Consider the following 23,067-nt stretch of genomic DNA (forward strand, 5'->3'; position numbering starts at 1 on the left):
GAAAATGATGACCCACAATCAACTCACCATCGGCGGCCTCGAAACCGTCTACGACGCCCTGGCCACAGCCATTGACCAAGCCGGCGCTGACAAGGCACAGCTGTTCCTCGTCAAGCTCGCCTTGCTCAACGCCAACGCCCTGGCCGACGAAACCCTGTTCCAGCAGCAGATCACCGCTGCCTTGCAAGACCTCTGATCACACGACCACCCAGGAGACTCCCATGCTCGTTCAATCCGTTCACCACGTCGCTTACCGCTGCAAAGACGCCAAAGAAACCGTTCTTTGGTACCAAAAACATCTCGACATGAAATTCGTGCTGGCCATTGCCGAAAACGAAGTGCCCTCCACCAAAGCCCCCGACCCCTACATGCACATCTTTCTGGATGCAGGCCACGGCAATGTGTTGGCCTTCTTTGAGCTGCCCAGCCAGCCGCCGATGGACCGCGACCAAAACACCCCCGCCTGGGTGCAGCACCTGGCGCTGAAAGTGGACTCGATGGAAACACTGCTGGCGGCCAAGGACAAGCTGGTGGCTGGGGGTGTCGAGGTGCTTGGCCCAGTGGACCACACCATCTTCAAGAGCATTTACTTCTTTGACCCCAGCGGCCACCGCCTCGAATTGGCGGCCGACTGCGGCACGCCCGAGATGATGCAAAAGCTCGACGAGGTGAAGTGGGACATGCTTGAAGAGTGGAGCCAAACCAAGCGCGCCCCCAAGCACGCCGCCTGGATGCACGACGGCAGCATGGCCGCCTGAAGACTTTCACACGCCCGATTCCGATCACGCCTGCACACACACGACTTGCGCAACTCAACAACTGCCATGACCTTCCTGAACGAAACCCACGACCCCAAACACCAGAGCTGGGTGGCCTCGGCCAACGCCGCAGGTACCGACTTCCCCATCCAGAACCTGCCATTTGCGGTGTTCCGCCGCAAAGGTGCTGGTGAAGTCTTTCGGGGCGGCGTGGCCATTGGCGACCAGATCCTGGACCTGGCGGCCGTCTCCCAATCAGGCGTGCTGACAGGCGAAGCTGCTGCTGCCGCGCAAGCGGGCGCACAAGACAAGCTCAATGCGCTGATGGCGCTGGGCACATCGGCCTGGAGCGCCCTGCGCCTGGCCCTGTCACGCGCCCTGCGTGAAGGATCAGCGGACCAAGCCGCGCTGCAAAGCTGCCTCGTGCCCCAAGCCGAAGCCGAATATGACGTGCCTGCCCGCATTGGCGACTACACCGACTTCTACACCTCGGTCTACCACGCGACCAACATCGGCAAGCAGTTCCGCCCCGACAACCCGCTGCTGCCCAACTACAAATGGGTGCCGATTGGCTACCACGGCCGCGCATCCAGCATTGGCGTGTCGGGCCAGCAATTCCGCCGCCCTGTGGGCCAGACCATGCCGCCCGGTGCCACCGAGCCGTCGTTCGGCCCTTGCAAGCGGCTGGACATCGAACTGGAGCTGGGCATCTTCATCGGCAGCGGCAATGCGCTGGGCGATGCAGTGCACATGAACGAAGCCGAAGACCATGTGTTTGGCATCTGCCTGCTCAACGACTGGTCGGCCCGTGACATCCAAGGCTGGGAATACCAGCCGCTCGGGCCTTTCCTTGCCAAAAACTTTGCCTCCACCGTGTCGCCCTGGGTCGTCACGCTCGAAGCGCTGGCCCCTTACCGCGTGGCCTTCACACGGCCCGAGGGTGATCCGCAGCCCATGGCTTATCTGGACTCCCCCGCCAACCGCAGCGGCGGCGCTTTCGACATTCAGCTGCAGGTGGGTCTGCAAACGCCCAAGATGCGTGCAGACGGCCAGCTTGAGGCCAACATCTGCCGCACCAGCTACCGCCACGCTTACTGGACAGTGGCACAAATGGTCACGCACCACACGGTGAACGGCTGCAACCTGCAGCCGGGTGACCTGCTGGGCAGCGGCACGCTCTCTGGCCCCACACTCGACCAGGCGGGCGCTTTGATCGAGCTGACCACCGGCGGCAAGAACCCGATCGCCCTGCCCAATGGCGAGCAGCGCACCTGGCTGGAAGACGGCGACAGCGTGGTGCTGCGCGGCTGGTGCGAAAAAGCGGGTGCTGCGCGCATTGGCTTTGGCGAGTGTGCGGGCACGGTATTGCCTGCACGGGCGTTGAAGGGCTGAACGGCAGCGGCTCATCGCGACGAGGGCGTCGCTCCTACACGGGGCAGGCATCACCCTTTTGTAGGAGACCCGCCCCCGGGGCGATGGGGGGTGGTCTGCCAGGCTCATCGCGACGAGGGCGTCGCGCCCACCAGAAACAGGGATCACCTCTTTGTGGGAGCCCCGCCCCCGGGGCGATGGGTTGTGGTCTGCCAGGCTCATCGCGACGAGGGCGTCGCTCCTACACGGGGCAGGCATCACCTCCCTCGCTCACCAGGTGTCGATGGCCAGTGCGCCATCGAAGGGCCTGACTTGCCCCGCCTCTAGCCCAGCCACCAGCCAATCACGCGTGGTGGCCGGGTCGATGACCGCATCAATTTCTAACGTGGCCGCCATATTGATCGCGCTGCCGTTCTCGTATTGCTGAGCCAGCAGCTGATCAAACAACGCTTCGCGCTCAGGGCCTTCGGGCAGGGCTGCGAGTTCCTTGCGGTAACCCAGCCGCACCGCGCCCTCCAGGCCCATGCCGCCAAACTCACCCGTGGGCCAGGCCACCGTGCTCAGGGTTTCATGAAAGCCTCCGCCGGTCATGGCCATCGCGCCCAGGCCATAACCCTTGCGCAGCACCACGCTCAGCAGTGGCACCCGCAGGTGCGCGGCCGCCACAAACATGCGCGAGACATGGCGCACCTGTGCCAGCGCTTCGATGTCAGGCCCGACCATGAAGCCGGGCGTGTCCACCAAGCTCACGATGGGCAAACCGTGTGCATTGCACAGCTGCATGAAACGCGCGGCTTTGTCGGCACCGTCGGCATCGATCGCGCCGCCCAGGTGCAACGGATTGTTGGCCATGAGGCCCACCGGACGCCCCGCGATTCGCGCCAATGCCGTGTGGATGCCTACGCCAAAACCGTTGCGCAAATGCAAAAGGCTGCCCTCGTCGGCAATGCCCTGCATGGCGGCGCGGGTGTCGTACACGCGCACACGGTTTTCGGGGACCACATGGCGCAGCGCCTCGGCAGGCGGCGCTTGCCATTCGGTTTGCGCGCCTTGAAAGCACAACAGGTAATGCCGCGCTGCCGACACCGCTTGCGCTTCGTTGTCCACCAGAATGTCGATCACGCCGTTGCCGTGCTGCACATCGCTGGGGCCAATCTGCTCCGGCTTGAAAACGCCCAGTCCTCCGCCTTCGACCATGGCCGGGCCGCCCATGCCGATGTTGCTGCCTGCCGTCGCAATGATCACGTCGCAGCAACCCAGCAAAGCCGCGTTGCCCGCAAAGCAGCGCCCCGCCACCACGCCCACCACCGGCACTCGGCCATTGAGCCGGGCAAACGAGGCGAAGGTGGCCAGGTTCAAACCCGCGACGATGGCCACATCCACATCACCTGGCCTGCCCCCGCCACCTTCGGCGAACAGCACCACGGGCAACTTGTTTTGCAAGGCCACGCCCAGCATGCGGTCGGTTTTTTGGTGGTTGCGCATGCCTTGCGTGCCGGCCAACACGGTAAAGTCGTAGGCCATGACCACCACCCGCTGGCCGTGGATGCAACCAATGCCGGTGACCATGCCGTCAGCAGGCGTGTTGCGCATCAGGTCGTCCGCCGTGCGGCGGCGGCTTTGCGCGGCCACGGCCAAAGCGCCATATTCCACAAATGAGTCAGGGTCACACAGATCGGCAATGTTCTCGCGCGCGGTGCGCAAGCCCGTGGCATGGCGCTTGGCCACCGCTTCGGGGCGCTGTGCGTCTTGCGTGAAAGCCAGGCGGTCTTGCAGCTTTTTCAGATCGGCCCGTTCGGCAGGTGCCACCGGCGGCTCAACAAGCCGGGACTGATCGGGCGCAGGGCTGGCCACAGGCTCAGTCAACGGTGCCAATGACACCAGCACATCGCCATCCCCCACCGTCTCACCCACCTGGAAATACAGTTCGGTCAAACATCCAGCATGGGGCGAGCGGATTTCGTGCTCCATCTTCATGGCTTCCAAAATCACCAGCACATCGCCCGTGGCCACGGTATCGCCGGCAGCCACTAGCCACTGCACCACTTGTGCTTGAAGGGGAGATCGAATGTCTTGCATCCAACGATTGTGCGGCGCGCCCCAAAGGGCCACCGGTCAAGTTCGGGACAATGGCGCAACCTGATCAGGCCCCATCACCCAAGGCCCTTGATCTTGGTGCCTCAGTGGCCGCGGCCGACGCTGCGCACCCGCGCTACAGCGCTTTCCAGCGCGGTCCAGGCGGGTTGTTGGGGTGCATAGCGCTGACGCATGTAGCGTGCCAGATCGGCGATTTGCTGGTCGTTGAGCGCATGGCGAAAACCCGGCATGAACCCCACTTGTGGCCCCGGCACTTCCTGCACGCCATCCAGGATCACACGCAGCAAGTTGTCAGGCCGTTCGCTGTGCAGGTTGGTGTTCAGCGCCAAAGGCCGGTTCACGCCCAGCAGCTTGGGGCCATCGCCTTCGTGGTGGCAGGCACTGCAAGCGCCATCAAACAAACGCTGACCGGCGCTGCCCACCAGCCGGGTGCGCTGCTCGGCCGCTTGTTGCACCACCTGCCGGGCCAAGGTGGCACTGTCGGTTTCGGGCGGGTTAAAGCTGGCCAGGTAGATGGCCATGGCACGGATGTCGCTGTCGGGCACCTGGGCCAGTTGCTGCACCACCGGGGCCATGGGGCCTGCTGCCATGCCATGGTGTTCGGTGTGCCCATGGCGCAGGTAGCGGTACAGCTCTTCGGCACTCCAGGGCACGGGCGCACGCGACAAAGCCGTCAGAGCTGGCGCTTCCCATCCGTCCACCATGGCACCGCTCAAAAATGCCTGGCCGCTGCGCTCTGCCCCCAAAGCGTTGCGCGGCGTGTGGCATGCACCGCAGTGGCCCACAGCGTTGACCAGATAAGCACCGCGGTTCCATTCGGCGGGTTGGTCAGGAGTGGGCACCCAGGGCTTTGCATCGTGGAACAGGCCATTCCAGGTCGCCATGAAAGCACGCTGGTTGAAAGGAAAGTCCAGCGATGTGGTGGGCGGAGCCGACGCCACGGCAGGCTGGACCATCAGGTAGCCGTAAAGCGCCATCAAATCGTCGTCGCTCATTTTGGCAAACGAGGTGAATGGGAAAGCAGGGTACAAATGCCGACCGTCACGCGAGATGCCTTCGCGCATGGCGCGTTGAAAGGCGCTGAACGACCATTGCCCGATGCCGTGCTCGGGGTCGGGCGTGAGGTTGGTGGTGAAAACGGTGCCAAACGGGGTGCTCATGGCGCGTCCCCCGGCGTTGGGCACGCCGCCCGGTGCAGTGTGACACACCACGCAGTCTCCGGCTGCGGCCAACTGGCGGCCCCGCTCAATGGTTTCGGCGGTGTACAAAGTGCCGGGGCTGTAGCTGACCGGCGCAATGGCCGCACGCCCGCCCAGCAGCGCAAAAGCAGTACCCAAGACCCCCAACAAAACCGCTCCGGCTCGCGACCAGACCGGCCAGCGCTGGGGCCAGCGCACGCCTTGCGGCATCACCGTGGGCGCGCGCATGGGCTGGGGCGTCGGCGACTCGGTTGGGGGGGCGTCGCCGTGCAAGGCCGCACGCACCCGCTCGGGGGTGAAGGGCGGCTCCCGAAAGCGCACGCCGGTGGCGTCAAAAATCGCATTCGCAATGGCCGCCGTGCCGGGCACCGACGACGACTCACCCGAACCCAAGGGGGCTTCGTGCTGGCGGGGCATGGTGACGACCTCGACCACCGGCACATTGCGAAAATTCAAAATCGGGTAGCTGCCCCACTCTTGTGTGGCCACGGTGTTTTTGAGCGGCTCGATTTGCACTTGCTCATGCAATGCACGGCTGGTGGTCTGCAACACGTTGCCGTGGATCTGGTGCTCCACGCCAGCGGGATTGATCATCATGCCCGCGTCATGGCCCACCACCACGCGGCTGACATGCACCTCGCCCGTGCGCCGGTTGACCTCGACATCGGCCACCCAGGCCGCCCAGGCCGCGCCAAATCCCGGCCACTTGCTGTGCACATAGCGCGCATAGGCCACGCCCTGGCCCCGCACCACCTCACCGTTTGTGCCCGCCACCGCTTGCTGCCGGGGCGCTGTGCGCTGCTGCCAGCCTGCGCGCTCGGCGGTGGTCGCCAGCAACTCGGCTGCACGCGGGTCTTTGAGGTACTGCAAACGGAATTCGACCGGGTCCACCCCGGCGGCGGCGGCCAGCTCGTCGATGTAGCTTTCGTGGGCAAACGAATTGGGCAAGGCCGACACACCACGCAACCAAGAGGCCCGCAAAATCGGAGCCATGTCGTTCACACTCACCCGCAAATTGCTGTAGTCGTAGGGTGGGCGTGCGGTGCGGTCACCCATTTCATAGGCTTGCGCCAGAGGCTCCACCGTGCGGGTGAGCAAAAGCGCCAATGTGGGCGCACCGTTGGAGGGGTAGCTGGTTTCAAAATCATAGGCCGCCACCGAACCATCGGCGTTCAGCCCACCACGCACATCCATCAGCTGGGCTGCGCCCTTGGGTTCCCAGGCATGTTCTTGTTCGCGCGTGAGTTGCACACGCACAGGCGCGCCCACCGCACGGGACAGCAAGGCGGCATCGGCGGCCACATCGTCGGCGCCGTTGCGGCCATAACAACCGGCCGCCTCCATGCGGACCACATCGATGGCGGTGTCGGCCAAGCCCATGAGCCGGGCCAAATCAGCGCGCAGCACATGCGGGTTTTGCGTGCCCGCCCAGACGATGAGGCCAGGCTGGTTGGGAGGCGTCGCCTCTGCAGCATCCGGCGCTTGCCCCTGCCACAAGGCCACGGCACAAGACGGGCCAATCGAGCCGTGCAGCTGGTAGGGCCACACATAGGTGCGCGACAAACGCTGTGAGGCCTGGGCCAACGCCGCGTCCACATCGCCCTCGTCCACCAGTCGGCGCTGGGTGGACGGGTTGTTGCGCAGGGCTTGCTGAACATCGTCCAGCGCAGGCAGTCCGGGCCAGTCTTTCCATTGCACACGCAACTCGCGCATGGCTTGCTCGGCCTGCTCTTCGCGCTCGGCGACCACCCCCACAAAATCACGGATCACCACCACCGCACGCACACCCGGAATGTGCGCGATGGAAGACTCGTCCACAGACGCCAGCGTGTTGCCGATGAAGTCCCCATGGTCAGCCCCGGCATACGGGGGCCTCACCACGCGCCCGTGCAGCATGCCGGGCACACGCATGTCGTGCACAAACACCTGCTCACCGCTGACCTTGGCCGGAATGTCCACCCGATGCACGCTCTGACCAATGAGGCGGTGCTCACTGGCGGGCTTCAAAGGCGTCGCCAGCTCCAGGGTGAGGGCGACGTGTTGCGCCTGCAGCAGCTGGCCATAGGCGCACTGCCGCGATGGGTCCGAGCGCGAAGACACCACACCGCCTTGCACTTGGAGGTCATCGGCCGGAACACCCATTTTGACTGCGGCCTGAGCCAGCAACCAGGCGCGGGCCTGCGCCGCAGCGGCTCGCAAAGGCACGGCATGGATTTGCAGCGTGGCACTGGCAATGGTGGCCCCCTGGTTGGGGGCCAGCGTGGTGCTGCCCAGCACCGTGTGCACCTCGGACAGCGCCACATCCAGTTCATCGGCCACCAGCTGCGACAGCGCGGTGCGAATGCCCGTGCCCAAGTCCACATGGCCGTTGAGCGCAGTCACACTGCCGTCGTCCCACACGGCCAACAATATTTCCACACCCTCGGCCGGGTTGCCCGGCACCGCCATGGGCTGCCCTTTGACGGGTGGCGGCGGGGGTGGCGGCTCACGCGTGATGAGCAACACACCCTGTGCCGCATGAAAATCAGCGCGCCGCTTTGGCAGTTCGGCTCGGCGTGTCATGTCGGTTGGCCCATGCGTTCGGCAGCCAACAGCACCGCCTGGATGATTTCAAGGTGCGTGCCGCAACGGCACAAATTACCGGACAACTCTCTGCGCACATCGGCCTCACTCGGGTTTGGATTGCGGGCCAACAAGGCGGCTGCCATCATGACCATGCCATTGAGGCAATAACCGCACTGGGCAGCCTGGGCGTCGACAAAGGCTTGCTGAACCGGGTGCAATTCGCCCTCTCCAGCGTGCAGCGCGGGCAAGCCCTCCAAGGTCGTGATGCTGCGGCCAGCCACCCCATGCGCAGGGATCACGCAGGCTCTTGCGGCCACCCCGTCCACCCACACGGTGCAGGCACCACACTCGCCCAGGCCACAGCCGTATTTGGGGCCGTTGAGCTGCAGGTCATTGCGCAGCAATTGCAGCAAGGTGGCGCGGCGCGTGGTCTCGGTCAAGGCATGCCGGACCTGATTGACTTGAACAAAGGCTTCGGTCATGGCAAGGGCATGCTGGGTTGAAGCAGTTCAAACGCTCAGATACGAGCGCCTGACCTCTTCGTTGGCGGCCAATTCCTGCATGCTCGCCTGGTAGCGGATCTGGCCTTTTTCAAGCACATAGGCCCGGTCAGACACCAGCTCGGCAAAGTGCATGTTTTGCTCGGACAGCAAGATGCTCACACCCTGGGCCTTGAGCGCCAGAATCATCTGCACCATCTGCTCCACGATGACCGGCGCCACGCCTTCTGAAGGCTCGTCGAGCAACACCAAAAACGGATTGCCCATGAGGGTGCGGGCCACGGTGAGCATTTGTTGCTCGCCGCCGCTCATGCTGCCACCGTGGCGCTGCGGCATTTCGCCCAGGTTGGGAAACAGCTCAAACAGGCGCTCGGGCGTCCAGTGCGGAGCAACCTTGCCATCGGGCCACTGGCGCACGCGCTGACGGCCGACTTCCAGATTTTCCATGACGGTGAGATCGGTGAACACCCGGCGGTCTTCCGGCACAAAACCCAGACCCAGCCGCGCGGCATGGTGTGGTTCGCTGTGCGACAGGTCATGCCCCATGAATGTGATTTGTCCGCGTCTGCGCCCGAGCATGCCGATCAAGGCCTTGAGGGTGGTGGACTTGCCCGCGCCGTTGCGCCCCATGAGGGCCACCACCTCGCCACGGCGCACCTGCAGGTCCACGTCGTACAGGATTTGCGCTGCGCCATACCAGGCGGCCAGGCCTTTGGCGTCGAGCAGAATGTCTGATGTGCTCATGCCTTGCTCTTTTCAAATGTCTTGCCGGTGCCGAAATAGACTTCCTGCACCTTGGGGTGGTCCCGAATTTCCAGGGGTTTGCCTTGCGCAATCAAGCGGCCCCGGGCCAGCACAATCATGCGGTCGGCATAGGCAAACACCACGTCCATGCTGTGCTCGGTGAACAACACCGCCATGCCGCGCTGGATGACCAGGTCTTTGGTCAGGGCCATGAGTTCATTGCGCTCTTTGGGCGCCATGCCTGCGGTGGGCTCGTCCATCAACAAGAGCTTGGGGCTGTTGGCCATGGCCACCGCCAACTCCACCCGTTTGACATCGCCATAGGCCAGCACATTGCAAGGCCGGTCGGCCTGCGCCTTCATGCCCACCTGGTCGAGCAGAGCCAGCGCGTCATCACGGCGGTGGCCTGCGGCACGGCGCCACATGGACAACAAGAGGTCATCGTGCGAGAGCAAAGCCATTTGCACGTTTTCCACCACCGTGAGCGAGGCGAAGGTTTCTGCAATCTGGAAGGTCCGCCCCACACCCTGTCGCCAGATGTCGCGGGGTTTTCGGCCCACCAGTTCTTGGCCCTGGAGCTGGATGGAGCCTTGGTCGGCTTTCAGCTGACCGTTGACCATGTTGAAGGTGGTGGTCTTGCCAGCCCCATTGGGGCCGATCAGGGCCAGCAGTTCGCCCGGGGACAGATCAAAGCTGATACCGTCGACGGCCTTGACGCCGCCAAAGGACTTGCCCAGGTTGTTCACTTGCAAAAGTGGTGCGCTCATGATGCGTTCCTCCCTGCAGTCGAAGATGTGGCAGAAGATCTGGACCGCAGTCGCTCCCACAGCCCTTGCACCGATCCGGCAATGCCTTGGGGGAACAAGAGCACCAAAATCAGGATGATGGCACCCAGCATGGCACGCCAATAATCGGTGTTGCGCGCCACCACGTCATGCAGCCAAGTGAAGCTGAAAGCGCCCACCACAGGCCCTGCCAGAGTTTGGATGCCCCCGAGCAAAACCATCACCAGACCATCCACCGACTTGGCAACACTCAAGGATTCGGGCGAGATGCTGCCTTTGGAGAAGGCATACAGCGCCCCCGCCAGACCGGCCACACCGCCCGCCATAATGAAGGCCAGCCATTGCATGCGCTTGACATCGATGCCAATCGCATCGGCCCGCAGCACCGAGTCACGCCCAGCACGCAAGGCAAAGCCAAAAGGCGAGAACAAGACACGGCGCAGCCACAACACACCCGCCGCCACCAGACCCAGGGTGAGCCAGTAATACATGCGCTTGTCGCTGAACAACTCGGAAGGCCACACGCCCGTCAAGCCATTGCTGCCACCGGTGAAACTGTCCCACTGGTAGGTGATGGCCCAAGTGATCTGCGCAAAAGCCAGCGTGAGCATGGCCAGGTAAACGCCCGACAAGCGCACGGCAAACCAGCCAAAAATCAAAGCACCCAAGGCCGCCACCAGCGGCGCGACCAGCAGCGCCATCTCCATGGACAAGCCTAAAGCGCGCACCAACAGCGCCGCGCCGTAAGCCCCCAAACCAAAGTAAGCCGCATGCCCGAAAGAATGCATACCCGCAGGCCCCATGATGAAGTGCAAGCTGGCCGCAAACAACGCAGCAATCAGCAAGTCAATCAAAAGCACCGTGGTGTAAGGCGAGCTGGCCGTGAGCAGGGGCATGGCCACCATCACCAGACCAAAAACCGATGCGGCCACCAAGTAGGCCTTGCTGGCGGGGCGCAAAGGCTCCTCGCGCATGCCCACATAGCGGCTGGGCGCTTGGGCTTTGCCCAGCAGCCCCCAGGGCCGCCACACCAGCACCACCGCCATCACCAAAAAGTCCACCACCAGGGTGAGCTTGGAAAAAGACACCGACACACCGAACACATCCACCACACCAAGCCAGATGCACACGGCCTTGACCTCGGCAATCAGCAAGGCCGCCAGATACGCCCCGGGGATCGAGCCCATGCCCCCCACCACCACCACGACAAAGGCCGCACCGATGATGTGCAGGTCCATCTCGAGGTTGGCGGGCTCGCGGGGCAACTGCAAGGCACCGCCTAAGCCAGCCAGCAAAGCACCCAACGCAAACACGGTGGTGAACAACCAGGCCTGGTTCACGCCCAAGGCACTGACCATTTCGCGGTCTTGCGTGGCCGCACGCACCAGCGTGCCAAAACGTGTGCGGGTGAGCAGCAGCCACAGCAGCGCCAGCACCACCGGCCCCGCCACGATCAAAAACAGGTCATACATGGGAAACTGCCGACCCAATATAGAGACTGAACCGGCCAGGCCCGGCGCGCGTGGCCCCAACAGTTCTTCAGGGCCCCACAGCCACAGCACCGCGTCTTTGAGCACCAGCACCAAGGCAAATGTGGCCAGCAACTGGAACAACTCGGGGGCCTTGTAAATGCGGCGCAACAGCAGCATCTCGATGACCGCCCCCAGCACACCCACAGCCAAGGCAGCCACGGCCAGCGAAGGCCAAAACCCGATGCTGCTGGAGAAGCGCTCCACCACGCTGTAGGCGATGTAGATGCCCGCCATGAAAAACGAGCCGTGCGCAAAATTCACAATGCGTGTCACGCCAAAAATCAGTGACAAGCCCGCCGCCACAAAAAACAGCGAGGACGCCGCAGCCAAACCATTGAGGAGTTGAACGAGAAATCCGGAAAAGCTCATGAGGGGATCATTTCAAGAAAGGCCCGGTCGTGGCACCCCCTGGGGCACGGCCCCAGTGGGTGTCCATCACTCAAGCGTGAATCCAATCGGTCAATCCGCGTTGCGCGACTTCTTGACTTCGGCGGCTGGAGGTTGGTACTGCGCACCATCCAGATAACGCGAATCAACCATCACGCCTTTGCCACCTTCGTTCTTGGTGCGGCCCACAAAAGCACCCATGGTCGACTGGTGGTCTTCAGCGCGGTAGGTGATCTTGCCAAACGGTGTGTCCACCTGCAGGCCACGGAAGGCCACACGCAGTTTTTCAGAATCGGCGCTCTGGGCCTTGGCCACACCGGCAGCCACCGACTTGATCATGGCGTAACCCACCACGGAGCCCAAGCGAGGGTAATCCTTGAACTTGGCTTGATAAGCCTGCAAGAAAGCGTTGTGCTCTCGGGTGTTGTGATTGTTCCAGGGGTAACCCGTCACGATCCAGCCGTTCGGGGTTTCGTCCTTGAGTGGGTCCAGGTACTCGGGTTCGCCGGTCAGCATGCTGACGACTTCACGCCCCTGGAACAAGCCTCGGGTATTGCCTTCACGCACAAACTTGGACAGGTCGGCACCAAACAACACGTTGTAGATCGCATCGGGCTTGGCATCAGCCAGGGCCTGCACCACGCTGCCCGCGTCGAGCCTGCCCAGCGGTGGGGCCTGCTCGGCCACAAACTCAACGTCAGGCTGGGCGGCTTTGAGCAAGGTCTTGAATGCGGCAGCAGCTGACTGGCCATATTCATAGTTGGGGTAAACCACAGCCCAGCGTTTTTTCTTGAGCTTGACCGCCTCAGGCACCAACATGGCCGCCTGCATGTAGGTGCCGGGGCGCAAACGGAAAGTGTAGGCGTTGCCGCCTTGCCAGGTCAGCTTGTCGGTCAGCGGTTCCCCGGCCAGGAAGAAAGCTTTTTTCTGCTTGGCAAAATCGGCCACGGCCAAACCGGTGTTGGACAGGAATGTGCCTGTCAGCACATCGATCTTTTCACGCGAGATCAGCTCTTCGGCCACGCGCACAGCATCACCCGGGTTGGCGTTGTCGTCGCGCGTGATCAGCTCGAACTTCTTGCCCATCACGCCACCCGCTGCATTGATCTCTTCAATGGCCAGCTCCATGCCCTTCTTGTAGGGCTCCAGGAAAGCGGGCTGGGCTTTGTAGCTGTTGAGTTCTCCGATTTTGAAGGTGTTTTGGGCCTGCGCGGGCACGGCGACCCAGGCAAGTGCCGCCAGCGCAATCGCGCGGCGGAGAGGGTTGGCTGCTTTCATGAAGGATCTCCTTGGGTAGGGTGAAAAAAACGATCTCTGAATAAGGGGGTCTGCACGTCAGCGCAAACCGTCCTGACCTTGAATCTCATGCACTTGCAAACCGCCGATGCGCGGCAGTGGACGACCGCTGTCCGTGACCACCACAGCGACCACAATTTCTTGGGCGCGCGGCGCATCGCTCACACGCGCTTCCATGGCATCAAAATGACTGCGCACAAAAGCCGCATCCTTGTGGCCCAAGGGCACATCAATGGTGGTGCCCATGCCGCCACGTTTTTTGGCCGAAGGCACCAGTGCCGCGCCTTTTTCAACCGCTGCGCGCAAGGGCGCACCCAGCTTGGGGTGCAAGATGGCGGCGGCGTGTTCCAGCTCACCGGCTTCACCCACGATGGCGGCCTTGCCATAACTTTGCGCCTGGCCAGGCTCGATCCCCAAAGCCTGCACGCATTTTTGCCCCAGCAGGGCGCCCAGCTCTTCGCCTATGGCGATCAACTCGTCCAGGTTTTCGCTGTAACGCCCGGCATAGGGGTTGGCAATCACGGCCATGGCCAAAGCGCGACGCGTGGGGGGGTTGACGGCACGGCCCATTTCAAGCCGTGTCTCGTCCACTTGAACAATGATTTTTCGGATTTGTGCGGGCATCGAAGACGTCTCCTTGAGGGTGTGTGGGGTGGTCGTGCGGAATCAGCGCAGGCCGTTCCACTGGTTGATGTCTTTGGCACGCAAGCCACCCACGCGATCATGGATGCGGTAGCCGGTGGTCATGGCCAGAATGAAGACGATTTCATCAGGCAAAGGGGCACCAGGCACACGCACCTCGATGGCGTCAAACTGGCCGCGCACATAAGAAGCATTGATGTTGGTCAGCGGCACGTCGAGCGTGGCACCAGGCGGGCCGACTTTTTTGGTCGAAGGCACGATGGCCAAGGCATTGCCGGGCTGGCCGGTGGGCTTCTCGTCGACCTTGCCTGACTTGTACGCGGCGCGGTCACCCTTCCAGCCCAGCAATTCGCGCATGGCGTAGCCACCCGGCACATGCCACAGCGCGCCATGTTCGAGCTCACCCAGCTCACCCACAATCGCCCCCTTGCCATACGTGGCAATGCGTTCGGCTGGCACATCCATGGCCACCAGCAGCTGGCGCGCCATGTCAATGCCCACATCCTGCAAGGCATCCATCATCGGCAAGATGTTGGGCTCGTAACGGCCCGCGTAGGGGTTGGTCATCACCGCACCGATGGCGCCGCGCAGCAGGGGCTGGTCCGGTGCAGGACCGAATTCATGGAAAATTTCTTCCACCTGGGTGAACACACGTCGTATTTCAATCATTTCGTCACCATAAGCATTTCTCAGGCCAAGGCCAGAGGATTGTCCTCAAAGGATAAGGGCTCAGCCGCTGCCGCCATGGGCAACAAGCGCGTTTGCCCCTGACACACCAGAGCCGCCGCTGCGATCAAGCCCTGCGCCTGACATTCTCGTGCTCGCTGCCAACCCGCCTGAAGGGCGCGCTGTACCCACTCTAAAGGCAAGCTCGGCACCTCCACTGTCACCGCCAAATCATCCAGATCGGTCATGTCGCGCAGGCTGTTGGCGGGCTGACGAACGATGCCTGGATGCGCCACATTGACCGCATTGGCAATGATGCTGGCCGCCGCATCGGCTTGCGCCGCCGTAGCGGCCAACACCGTCACGCTGTCGGCAATGCCCAAAGAAAAACTGCGGCCCCGCCAGCCACTGGTAGCCACGCCGCGCACGGGCATGGTGTGGGCAATTTCAAATGCACCATCGAGCTTCAGGCCATGCATCAACTCCTGCACTTGTAAACGTGCCAAATCGGCATACAAGCCCACCCGCACCGACTGACCGGGTGCCAGGTGCAAGGCGATGTCGCCGCCATTGTTGACCCAGGCCCGTGCCACGCCTGCGCGGGCATAACAAGCCAGCAGCTCTTGCGCCACACTGCCTGCCACTGCGGCCATGGGCGTGATGTAGGTCTGGTCTGCCCAAGGTGCGCAAGCCTGCCACATGCGGCGCGCCACGTTGCCTTGCAAAGGACATGCCGTGCCCGCTTGCACAGGCAAGCGCAAAACTTGCCACTGTGCCATCAACTCCGCCAGCAAGGGCTCAAAGCGCGTCCAGGCTAGTTCGTGCGCGAGCGCCACAGCCAATTCACCGTCCGGCCCCCAAGGGTCGGCACCGATCACGATGTCCATGGGGCCATGTTGGAAATGCCAGCGGCCGTCGGGCAAGCGGTGACGAGTAGCACTCACGCGGGGCACCTCATCCAAGCATCGGGTCTTGCCCGAGCGGCCAGGGGTTGGCCTGCGCTTGGGCCTGCCATGACAGGGCCGTTGGGGCGCCGTCGCTGTGCCAGGAACCTTGCTTCAAGACATCCTGCAACGAGCGCACATACGCCATGTGTCCTCCCAAGGCCTGGTAGTCGGACAGTCGCATGCTGAATTCAATCGGGGCAATGATGGCGGGCGTGGGCACCGTGCCAAAACTGTTGTCTGGCATGCGCAACACATCCGACATCACGGTGATGCCGCCACCTGGCCAGACAAAAGCTGGGGCTCCGCCACACGTCACATTGACCAAAGCCTGCTTGATGGCACGTGTGAGCAAGACCGGGTTTTCGGTGACGCCGGCACGCAAACTGCCACCCGCACCCCCCAGAAACATCACACTGCACAACGAAGGCTCGCAATTCTCGCCAATGCGTTCAACAATGACCCGCACCGCTGCAGGCATGTCTTGCTGCACGGCCTGCAGTTGCTCGTTCAGTACATACCAAGCTGCATGCTCGCCTGTGGTCGAGGTCATGAGCATTCGCAAGCCCGGCCAGGCCACCTGTGGGTCCCAGCCTTCGATGATGGACAAGGGATCGTCAATGTCGGTGCCCCCCCAGCCATTGCCCGGGTTGGCCACCTGAAAGTACCGCCCAGGGGTCGATTTGCGTCCCCGCATGTCGATGCCCGAGGGCTTCATGTTCAGGCAGCGCCCCGCCTGGTGCTCGGTCAGGACGCCGGTGATGTGGTCGTCCAACACCACCACCTCGTCGGCCAAGCCCAAAAATTGCTTGGCAAAAATACCCACCACGGCCGAGCCGCAGCCCACGCGCATGCGCTGCTCCTGCACGCCGTTGACGATGGGCGCGTGCCCAGCCTGGATCACCAGCTGCGCGCCGCCATCAATGGTCAGTTCTACCGCCTGCTTGTTGCCCAACGCCTGCATCATGTCCACGGTGACGCGGCCTTCTTTTTTGCTGCCGCCGGTCAGGTGGTGCACCCCGCCGAGCGAGAGCATTTGCGAGCCATATTCAGCGGTGGTGACATGCCCCACCACCTCGCCCTTCATGCGCACATTGGCTTGCTCAGCACCCAGAAAACGGTCGGTGTCGATCTTCACCTTGAAACTGCAGTAGCTGAAAATGCCTTCGGTGACCACCGTCACCATGTCCACCCCGTCGACCTGCGAAGACACGATGAAAGGCGCTGGCTTGTAGTCGGGATAGGTGGTGGACGAGCCCACGCCCGTCACAAACACCTGATCGCTGTTCAGCAGATCACCGCTCCACGCCGTTGGCCCTTCATCGGATGCACCTGCAGCAAACGGCACGAGCACTGGCTCATCTTTCTCGAGCGTGCGCCGCAAAAAAACCACCGGGTCCACACGCACCAGCAGCCCTTCGCGGTTGGCATAACGGTCACAGGCCCCGAGCCGTCCTTCTGAAATTTGGCAAAGGACGGGACAGGCATTGCACTCGATCTTGGCACCACTCATGCGCTCATTGCGCAGCTTGGCACGCTCTGGCACTTGCGGCATCGCCAGTGTCTCCATGCCGGGAAGCCCATCGGTTTTTGAGTGTTCGGTCATCTCGGTGTGTGCCTGTGAAAAAGCCGAAGTGCGCGCTTGCACGACGTTTTCATTTTGTGTAGTATTCACAACACCAAAATGTTGTGTTCACTACATTAAAGTTAATGTAGCGCATCCTGTTTTGCTGTGCAACAGTGTTTTCCCCAAGCTGTCGTGCACAGCCCTGCAAAGGGTTTTTGCTTTGTTCAACCTGACCTTGATAAACCATGAGCGCCTTTCTTGAAGAACGCGTATTGAGCGTGCACCATTGGACAGACCGCCTGTTTTCATTTACCACCACACGCGATCCATCGCTGCGTTTTTCAAATGGTCACTTCACCATGATTGGACTGCGCTTGAATGGCAAACCGCTGCTTCGGGCGTACAGCATCGCCAGCCCCAACTACGAAGAACATCTTGAATTTCTGAGCATCAAGGTCGAAGAAGGCCCCTTGACTTCCCACCTTCAGCACATCCAGGTGGGCGACACCATCATCGTTGGCAAAAAGCCCACAGGCACCTTGCTGATCGACTACCTGACGCCAGCCAAACGCTTGTACCTGCTGTCAACGGGGACGGGCTTGGCACCCTTCCTGAGCATCATCCGAGACCCCGAGACCTATGCAAAATTTGAAAGCGTGGTGGTGGTCCATGGTGTGCGTCAGGTGGATGAGTTGGCTTACCACGACCTGATCATCGATCACTTGCCGCAACACGAATTTCTGGGCGAAATGATTGGCCAGCAGCTGCGCTACTACCCGACAGTCACGCGCGAGACTTACCGCAACATGGGCCGTGTGACGGCGCTGATTGAAAGTGGCAAACTGTTTACGGACCTGGCCCTGCCCGCCATAAACCCGACCGAGGACCGGGTCATGTTGTGCGGCAGCCCGGGCATGCTCAACGACCTCAAGCACATGCTGGAGACTCAGGGCTTTGTAGAGGGCAACACCAGCATTCCTGGTGACTTTGTGATTGAACGGGCATTTGTCGAGAAATAAATACACATGGTGACTGCAGCACGCCAACCCAAGTCCAGCCTGGCCAAGCCTGGTGCCAAGCGCGTGGTAGGGGTGCGCGAACACAGCGCGCAACAAACACGTGAAAGCATTTTGCGCGCCGCCATCAAGGTTTTTGCGCAGCACGGTTACGAAGGCGGCAGTGTCGAAAAGATTTCGCGGCAGGCCAAGTCCTATGACCGCATGATCTATTACTACTTCGGCAGCAAGGAAGGCTTGTTCATCGAAGTGCTGGAAACGATTTACCGCCGCATGAACGATGCTGAAGCGCAATTGGCCATCGATGTGAGCACACCCCTGCTTGCCTTGGAGAAAGTGATTCATTTTGTCCTCGACTACTACCGCAATCATCCGGAGTTCGTCACCCTGCTCAACACGGAAAACCTGCACAAAGGCAAGCACATCGTGAAGTCGCTTCGGGCGCGCGAGTTCTCTTCACCGGCGATCGCCGTGATCCATGACATCTTGCGCGCCGGTGTATCGCAGGGTCTGTTTCGTGCCGACATATCGGCACGCGACGTTTACCTGTTGATTGCGGCCACCGGTTATTTCTACATGTCCAACCGGTACACCTTATCGGCATTTTTGGGCGAAAACATCGACGCGCCACAGGCTGTCGCGCAGTGGAAATCTTTCGTCATTGACACCGTGTTCCGCGTGGTCAATGTCCCCCATCCATCCAATCCCTAAGGAGCCCCCTCATGGCAGACATCAGCACCACCGGCGCATCCGGCAAAGTCGTCATCAAAAACATTGGCTTGTTGCTCTCGGGCGACTTGGATCAGCCCATCTTGCAGGCTGACACCATCGTCGTGCAGGACGGCCTCATCACTGCCGTAGGCCGCGAGAAAGATTGCGATCTGGAAGGTGCCCAAACCGTGATCGACGCCAGGCAAACCTGTGTCTGCCCGGGCTTGATCGACAGCCATGTACATCCGGTGTTTGGCGACTGGACACCGCGCCAAAACCAGATCGGCTGGATCGACTCCACCATGAACGGCGGCGTGACGACCATGGTCTCGGCCGGTGAAGTGCATTTGCCTGGCCGCCCCAAAGACATCGTGGGCCTCAAGGCCCTGGCCATCACGGCACAACGCGCTTTTGACAACTTTCGCCCCGGAGGCGTGAAAGTGATCGCGGGCGCGCCCATCATTGAAAAAGGCATGACCGAGCAAGACTTCAAGGACCTGGCCGACGCGGGCGTCACGCTGCTGGGCGAAGTCGGCTTGGGCTCGGTCAAGGCAGGGTACGAGGCCCAGCAAATGGTGGCCTGGGCTCGCAAGCACGGCATCCAAAGCACGATCCACACCGGCGGTCCCTCGATTCCGGGCTCGGGCATGATAGACAAGGATGTGGTGCTCGAAGCCGATGCCGACGTCATTGGTCACATCAACGGCGGGCACACCTCGCTGCCTGAGGCCCATGTCTGCGAGTTGTGTGAAAAATCCTCACGCGCCATCGAGATCGTGCACAACGGCAACGAACGGGTGGCCATTGCAGCGGCGCGTGCGGCGCTCGAACTCAAGTGCCCGCACCGCATCATTTTGGGCACCGATGGCCCGGCAGGCTCTGGCGTGCAACCCTTGGGCATGTTGCGCATGGTGGCCTTGCTGTCGAGTCTGGCCAACATCCCGGCCGAGTTGGTGTTTTGCTTTGCGACAGGCAACACGGCACGCATCCGCAACTTGAACTGTGGCTTGATCGAAGTCGGTCGGGCAGCCGATTTTGTATTCATGGACCGCGCACAGCACACCGCAGGCAAAACCCTGCTGGAGAGCGTTCAGCTGGGCGACATTCCCGGCATTGGCATGGTCATGATCGACGGCCTGGTGCGTTGCGGCCGCAGCCGCAACACACCCCCCGCCACCGAAATTCCGGTGGTGCTGGGCAGCCATTGACACTCCGGCTGCAACGCTGGCAGCCTTTTTTCATCCCGCTGATCACCCTGCCCCAGCGCTTTCGCGGTGACAGCGGTGCAAGGGATGGGCATTTTCCACTGGCTTTCAACAAGGACCTCCGGCCCCATGAACTTTCACCCCCTCATTGAGCTGACCCGCAATGGCATCCAGGAATGCGTGCACATGGGTGCCCTGGCCGTGACCGACACCGAGGGTCGCGTGCTGGCTCAGGTGGGCAATCCGCACTGGCTGTGCTTCACCCGCTCCACCCTCAAGGCCATGCAGGCCTTGCCGCTGATTCAATCGGGCGGTGTGGCGCATTTTGGCCTCACGCCTTCAGAACTTGCCATGATGTGCGCCAGCCACAACGGTGAAGAAATGCACGTTGAACAGGTGTCGTCCATCCTGCGCAAAAGCGGCTGCAGCACGCGCCAGATGCGCTGCGGCTGCCATGTGCCTTACCGCTTCACGTTTTTCGACCACCCCATGCCTGAGGGCTTTGCCTACGACGAGCGGCACCACAACTGCAGCGGCAAGCACAGCGGCTTTTTGGCGTATTGCGTGCAGCACGGCTTGCCCACCGACAGCTACACCGAGGTGGACCATCCGCTGCAACAAAAAATTCGCCAGGCCGTGGCGCACTTGGCCGGGTTAGATGAGCAAGAGCTGGCGCTGGGCATCGACGGTTGTTCCGCACCCAACTACGCCATGCCTTTGTCACGGTTGGCGCGCAGCTATGCCCGACTGGCGCAACCCGAATCGGACGGCCTTTACGGCGAGAGCCTGCAGCAGCTTGGCCAGGCCATGAGCGCCCACCCCGAGCTGGTCTCGGGCACCGGCCGCAACGATGCCGATTTCATGCGCGCCGGTCGGGGCGACTGGGTCACCAAGGTGGGCGCGGACGGCGTGCAGGTGGTGGGCAGCCGCTCAAGGGGCCAGGCCCTGGCCATCAAGATCATGGATGGCAACAAAGCGGCGCTGTTTGCCGCGACCGTGGAGGCCTTGGACCAACTGGGTTGGCTGGACGATGCGCAGCGCCAGGAACTGGAACCCTGGCGTGCGCAGGTGCTGCTGAACGTGGCGGGGGTGCCGGTGGGTGAACGGCGCAGTGTGTTTCAGCTACAGACTTTTGATTGATCCAGTCCCTGGGCGGTGGGTGGTGGTCTGCGAGCGGTTTTTCGCGACGAGTGCGTCGCTCCTACAAGATCAGGCATCGCCCAAAAGGTCAGGCATCACTTCTTTGTGGGAGCCCCGCCCCCGGGGCGATGGGTGGTGGTCTGAGAGGGATGGCATCTTCAGCGGCGGCCAAAAATCGCCGTACCCACCCGCACCATCGTGCTGCCTTCGGCAATGGCGGCCGCCATGTCGGCGCTCATGCCCATGGACAAGGTGTCCAGCGGCAAGCCTTGCTGGCGCAATGACTCGAACAAGGCTTTGGCTTGGGCGTGCACCGCCCGCATTTGGGCGTCGGTCTCGGCCGACTCGGGAATGGTCATCAGGCCTCGCAACTGCAAGCGCGGCAAAGCGGCCACGGCCTGCGCCAGCGCGGGAAGTTCCTGCGGGCTGATGCCCGATTTGGTCTCGCCGCCGTCCACATTCACCTGAATGCACACCTGCAAGGGCGGCAAGTGGGGCGGGCGCTGCTCACTCAGGCGCTGGGCAATTTTGAGGCGGTCCACGCTGTGCACCCAGTCAAAGTGCTCAGCCACCAAGCGTGTTTTGTTGCTCTGGATGGGGCCGATGCAGTGCCATTGCAGGGGCAAGTCGCGCAAGGCCCCGATCTTGCCCACCGCCTCTTGGATGTAGTTTTCGCCAAAAGCGGTCTGTCCTGCGGCATGGGCGGCCCGCACGGCCTCTGCCCCCCAGGTTTTGGACACCGCCAACAAAGACACGCTGTGAGGCAGGCGGCCAGCAGCCTGGCAAGCGGCTTCCATTTGCGTCCGGACACGCGACAGGTTTTCGGCAATGAAGTTGTTCATGGCCTGAGCGTACCAAACCTCGAACAAGCCTTCTTGACGCGCGTCCAACTGTCGCCAACCCGGCAGACAAAAGCACCCGGCACGAACCTGTGCACTGCCAGACTGCTAAATTAGCCCCTTTCAACGACCTCCAGCGAGACAACCATGAGCCAGATTGCAGCCAAAACCTACGAACCCACCCCCGCCCGGAAAGTGGCCTTTTTGGGCCTGGGCGTCATGGGCTACCCCATGGCGGGCCACTTGGCCCGCGCCGGTCACCACGTCACCGTGTACAACCGCAGCGCCGCCAAAGCCGCCGCTTGGACCGCCGAGTGCCCCGGCAACGCCAGCGCACCCACCCCGCGCGAAGCAGTTGGCGGTGCCGACATCGTGTTTGCCTGCGTGGGCAATGACGCCGATTTGCGCAGCGTGGTGCTCGGTGCCGATGGCGCTTTTGCCGGCATGAAACCCGGCGCGATTTTTGTGGACCACACCACGGCGTCCGCCAAAGTGGCCCGCGAGTTGTATGCCCAAGCCCAACAGCTGGGCCTGCACTTTGTGGACGCGCCCGTCTCTGGTGGCCAAGCCGGTGCACAAAACGGCATGCTGACGGTGATGTGTGGTGGCGACACCGCGGCGTTTGACGATGTGAAGCCCGCTGCCATGGCGTTTTCTCGGGCCTTCACCTTGTTGGGTGCATCGGGCGCGGGTCAGCTGGCCAAGATGGTCAACCAGATTTGCATTGCCGGTTTGGTGCAAGGCCTGTCCGAAGCCATAGCGTTCGGCCAACAAGCCGGGCTAGACATGCACCAGGTGCTGGATGTGATCGGCAAGGGTGCTGCGCAAAGCTGGCAACTGGACAACCGGGGCAAGACCATGGCCGACGACAAGTTCGAATTTGGCTTTGCGGTGGACTGGATGCGCAAAGACTTGGGCCTGGTGCTGGACGAAGCCAAGCGCAACGGCGCCCGCCTGCCCGTCACGGCCCTGGTGGACCAGTTCTACGCCGATGTGCAAAAAATGGGCGGTGGCCGCTGGGACACTTCGAGCCTGATCCGCCGTTTGCGCTGAGCTTCAGGGCTTTCTCAACCCCATTTGGCTCAGCCAATTTGGGGTTGAGC

At 62.2% G+C, this 23,067-nt stretch carries 20 protein-coding genes; 8 read left to right on the top strand and 12 right to left on the bottom strand.

Going from position 1 to position 23,067, the window contains the following annotated elements:
- Positions 1 to 7 precede the first annotated feature (7 nt).
- The 3 genes from B9Z48_RS13515 to fahA all read left to right on the top strand — a co-directional run bounded on the left by B9Z48_RS13515 (position 8) and on the right by fahA (position 2,150).
- Entirely contained in the window at positions 8 to 196 is a 189-nt protein-coding gene (locus tag B9Z48_RS13515) for a DUF2783 domain-containing protein (protein WP_108379106.1), read from the top strand.
- A gap of 25 nt (positions 197 to 221) precedes the next feature.
- Positions 222 to 758: a VOC family protein gene (locus tag B9Z48_RS13520; RefSeq protein ID WP_108379059.1), complete on the top strand. Its 537-nt coding sequence runs from the start codon at positions 222 to 224 to the stop codon at positions 756 to 758.
- A 66-nt stretch (positions 759 to 824) separates the two neighbouring features.
- On the top strand, positions 825 to 2,150 hold the full coding sequence (gene fahA, locus B9Z48_RS13525) for a fumarylacetoacetase (protein ID WP_108379061.1): 1,326 nt from the start codon (positions 825 to 827) through the stop codon (positions 2,148 to 2,150).
- A gap of 249 nt (positions 2,151 to 2,399) precedes the next feature.
- Here fahA and B9Z48_RS13530 read toward each other — a convergent pair whose 3' ends face one another.
- From B9Z48_RS13530 to B9Z48_RS13580, 11 genes are all read right to left on the bottom strand, one after another.
- Positions 2,400 to 4,199, bottom strand: a complete 1,800-nt coding sequence (locus B9Z48_RS13530) for a carboxyl transferase domain-containing protein (protein WP_368665922.1) — start codon at positions 4,197 to 4,199, stop codon at positions 2,400 to 2,402.
- A gap of 110 nt (positions 4,200 to 4,309) precedes the next feature.
- Positions 4,310 to 7,987: a molybdopterin cofactor-binding domain-containing protein gene (locus tag B9Z48_RS13535; RefSeq protein ID WP_108379065.1), complete on the bottom strand. Its 3,678-nt coding sequence runs from the start codon at positions 7,985 to 7,987 to the stop codon at positions 4,310 to 4,312.
- On the bottom strand, positions 7,984 to 8,472 hold the full coding sequence (locus B9Z48_RS13540; RefSeq protein ID WP_089952152.1) for a (2Fe-2S)-binding protein: 489 nt from the start codon (positions 8,470 to 8,472) through the stop codon (positions 7,984 to 7,986). The genes B9Z48_RS13535 and B9Z48_RS13540 overlap by 4 nt, the downstream gene beginning before the upstream one ends.
- 27 nt (positions 8,473 to 8,499) lie before the next feature.
- A complete protein-coding gene (locus B9Z48_RS13545) occupies positions 8,500 to 9,234 on the bottom strand; it encodes an ABC transporter ATP-binding protein (RefSeq protein ID WP_089952154.1) in 735 nt (244 codons plus the stop codon).
- Positions 9,231 to 10,001 carry an ABC transporter ATP-binding protein gene (locus B9Z48_RS13550; RefSeq protein ID WP_108379067.1) on the bottom strand — a complete coding sequence of 257 codons (771 nt, stop codon included), beginning with the start codon at positions 9,999 to 10,001 and terminating at the stop codon, positions 9,231 to 9,233. Before B9Z48_RS13550 ends, B9Z48_RS13545 begins: the two co-directional genes overlap by 4 nt.
- Positions 9,998 to 11,920, bottom strand: coding sequence for an ABC transporter permease (locus B9Z48_RS13555; protein WP_108379068.1), 1,923 nt, complete (start codon positions 11,918 to 11,920; stop codon positions 9,998 to 10,000). The genes B9Z48_RS13550 and B9Z48_RS13555 overlap by 4 nt, the downstream gene beginning before the upstream one ends.
- Positions 11,921 to 12,010: 90 nt before the next feature.
- Positions 12,011 to 13,216 (bottom strand): ABC transporter substrate-binding protein, encoded by a 1,206-nt coding sequence (locus B9Z48_RS13560; protein WP_089952160.1) that lies wholly within the window; start codon positions 13,214 to 13,216, stop codon positions 12,011 to 12,013.
- Positions 13,217 to 13,273: 57 nt separating this feature from the next.
- Entirely contained in the window at positions 13,274 to 13,858 is a 585-nt protein-coding gene (locus tag B9Z48_RS13565) for an amino acid synthesis family protein (RefSeq protein WP_089952162.1), read from the bottom strand.
- A 42-nt stretch (positions 13,859 to 13,900) separates the two neighbouring features.
- Positions 13,901 to 14,545, bottom strand: a complete 645-nt coding sequence (locus B9Z48_RS13570; RefSeq protein ID WP_089952164.1) for an amino acid synthesis family protein — start codon at positions 14,543 to 14,545, stop codon at positions 13,901 to 13,903.
- Between the two features lie 20 nt (positions 14,546 to 14,565).
- On the bottom strand, positions 14,566 to 15,486 hold the full coding sequence (locus B9Z48_RS13575) for a UPF0280 family protein (protein WP_108379108.1): 921 nt from the start codon (positions 15,484 to 15,486) through the stop codon (positions 14,566 to 14,568).
- Positions 15,487 to 15,496: 10 nt separating this feature from the next.
- Positions 15,497 to 17,092: a 6-hydroxynicotinate reductase gene (locus B9Z48_RS13580; RefSeq protein ID WP_089952584.1), complete on the bottom strand. Its 1,596-nt coding sequence runs from the start codon at positions 17,090 to 17,092 to the stop codon at positions 15,497 to 15,499.
- A 206-nt stretch (positions 17,093 to 17,298) separates the two neighbouring features.
- Between B9Z48_RS13580 and B9Z48_RS13585 the strand changes: the two genes are divergently transcribed.
- From B9Z48_RS13585 to B9Z48_RS13600, 4 genes are all read left to right on the top strand, one after another.
- On the top strand, positions 17,299 to 18,072 hold the full coding sequence (locus tag B9Z48_RS13585) for a ferredoxin--NADP reductase (protein WP_089952166.1): 774 nt from the start codon (positions 17,299 to 17,301) through the stop codon (positions 18,070 to 18,072).
- A 6-nt stretch (positions 18,073 to 18,078) separates the two neighbouring features.
- The gene (locus B9Z48_RS13590; protein ID WP_089952168.1) at positions 18,079 to 18,780 is read left to right on the top strand and encodes a TetR family transcriptional regulator; all 702 of its coding nucleotides are present in this window, start codon (positions 18,079 to 18,081) and stop codon (positions 18,778 to 18,780) included.
- 11 nt (positions 18,781 to 18,791) lie between these two features.
- Entirely contained in the window at positions 18,792 to 19,988 is a 1,197-nt protein-coding gene (locus B9Z48_RS13595) for an amidohydrolase family protein (RefSeq protein ID WP_089952170.1), read from the top strand.
- A 126-nt stretch (positions 19,989 to 20,114) separates the two neighbouring features.
- A complete protein-coding gene (locus tag B9Z48_RS13600) occupies positions 20,115 to 21,125 on the top strand; it encodes an asparaginase (RefSeq protein WP_089952172.1) in 1,011 nt (336 codons plus the stop codon).
- A gap of 158 nt (positions 21,126 to 21,283) precedes the next feature.
- Here the strand turns inward: B9Z48_RS13600 and B9Z48_RS13605 are convergent, their stop codons facing one another.
- The gene (locus B9Z48_RS13605) at positions 21,284 to 21,967 is read right to left on the bottom strand and encodes a YggS family pyridoxal phosphate-dependent enzyme (protein WP_108379110.1); all 684 of its coding nucleotides are present in this window, start codon (positions 21,965 to 21,967) and stop codon (positions 21,284 to 21,286) included.
- Positions 21,968 to 22,111: 144 nt separating this feature from the next.
- On the opposite strand from B9Z48_RS13605, the gene B9Z48_RS13610 reads away from it, so the two are divergent.
- Entirely contained in the window at positions 22,112 to 23,017 is a 906-nt protein-coding gene (locus B9Z48_RS13610) for an NAD(P)-dependent oxidoreductase (RefSeq protein ID WP_108379069.1), read from the top strand.
- Positions 23,018 to 23,067 lie beyond the last annotated feature (50 nt).

Origin of the sequence: Limnohabitans sp. WS1 (assembly GCF_003063265.1) — a bacterium.
Taxonomy (GTDB): Bacteria; Pseudomonadota; Gammaproteobacteria; order Burkholderiales; family Burkholderiaceae_C; genus Limnohabitans_A.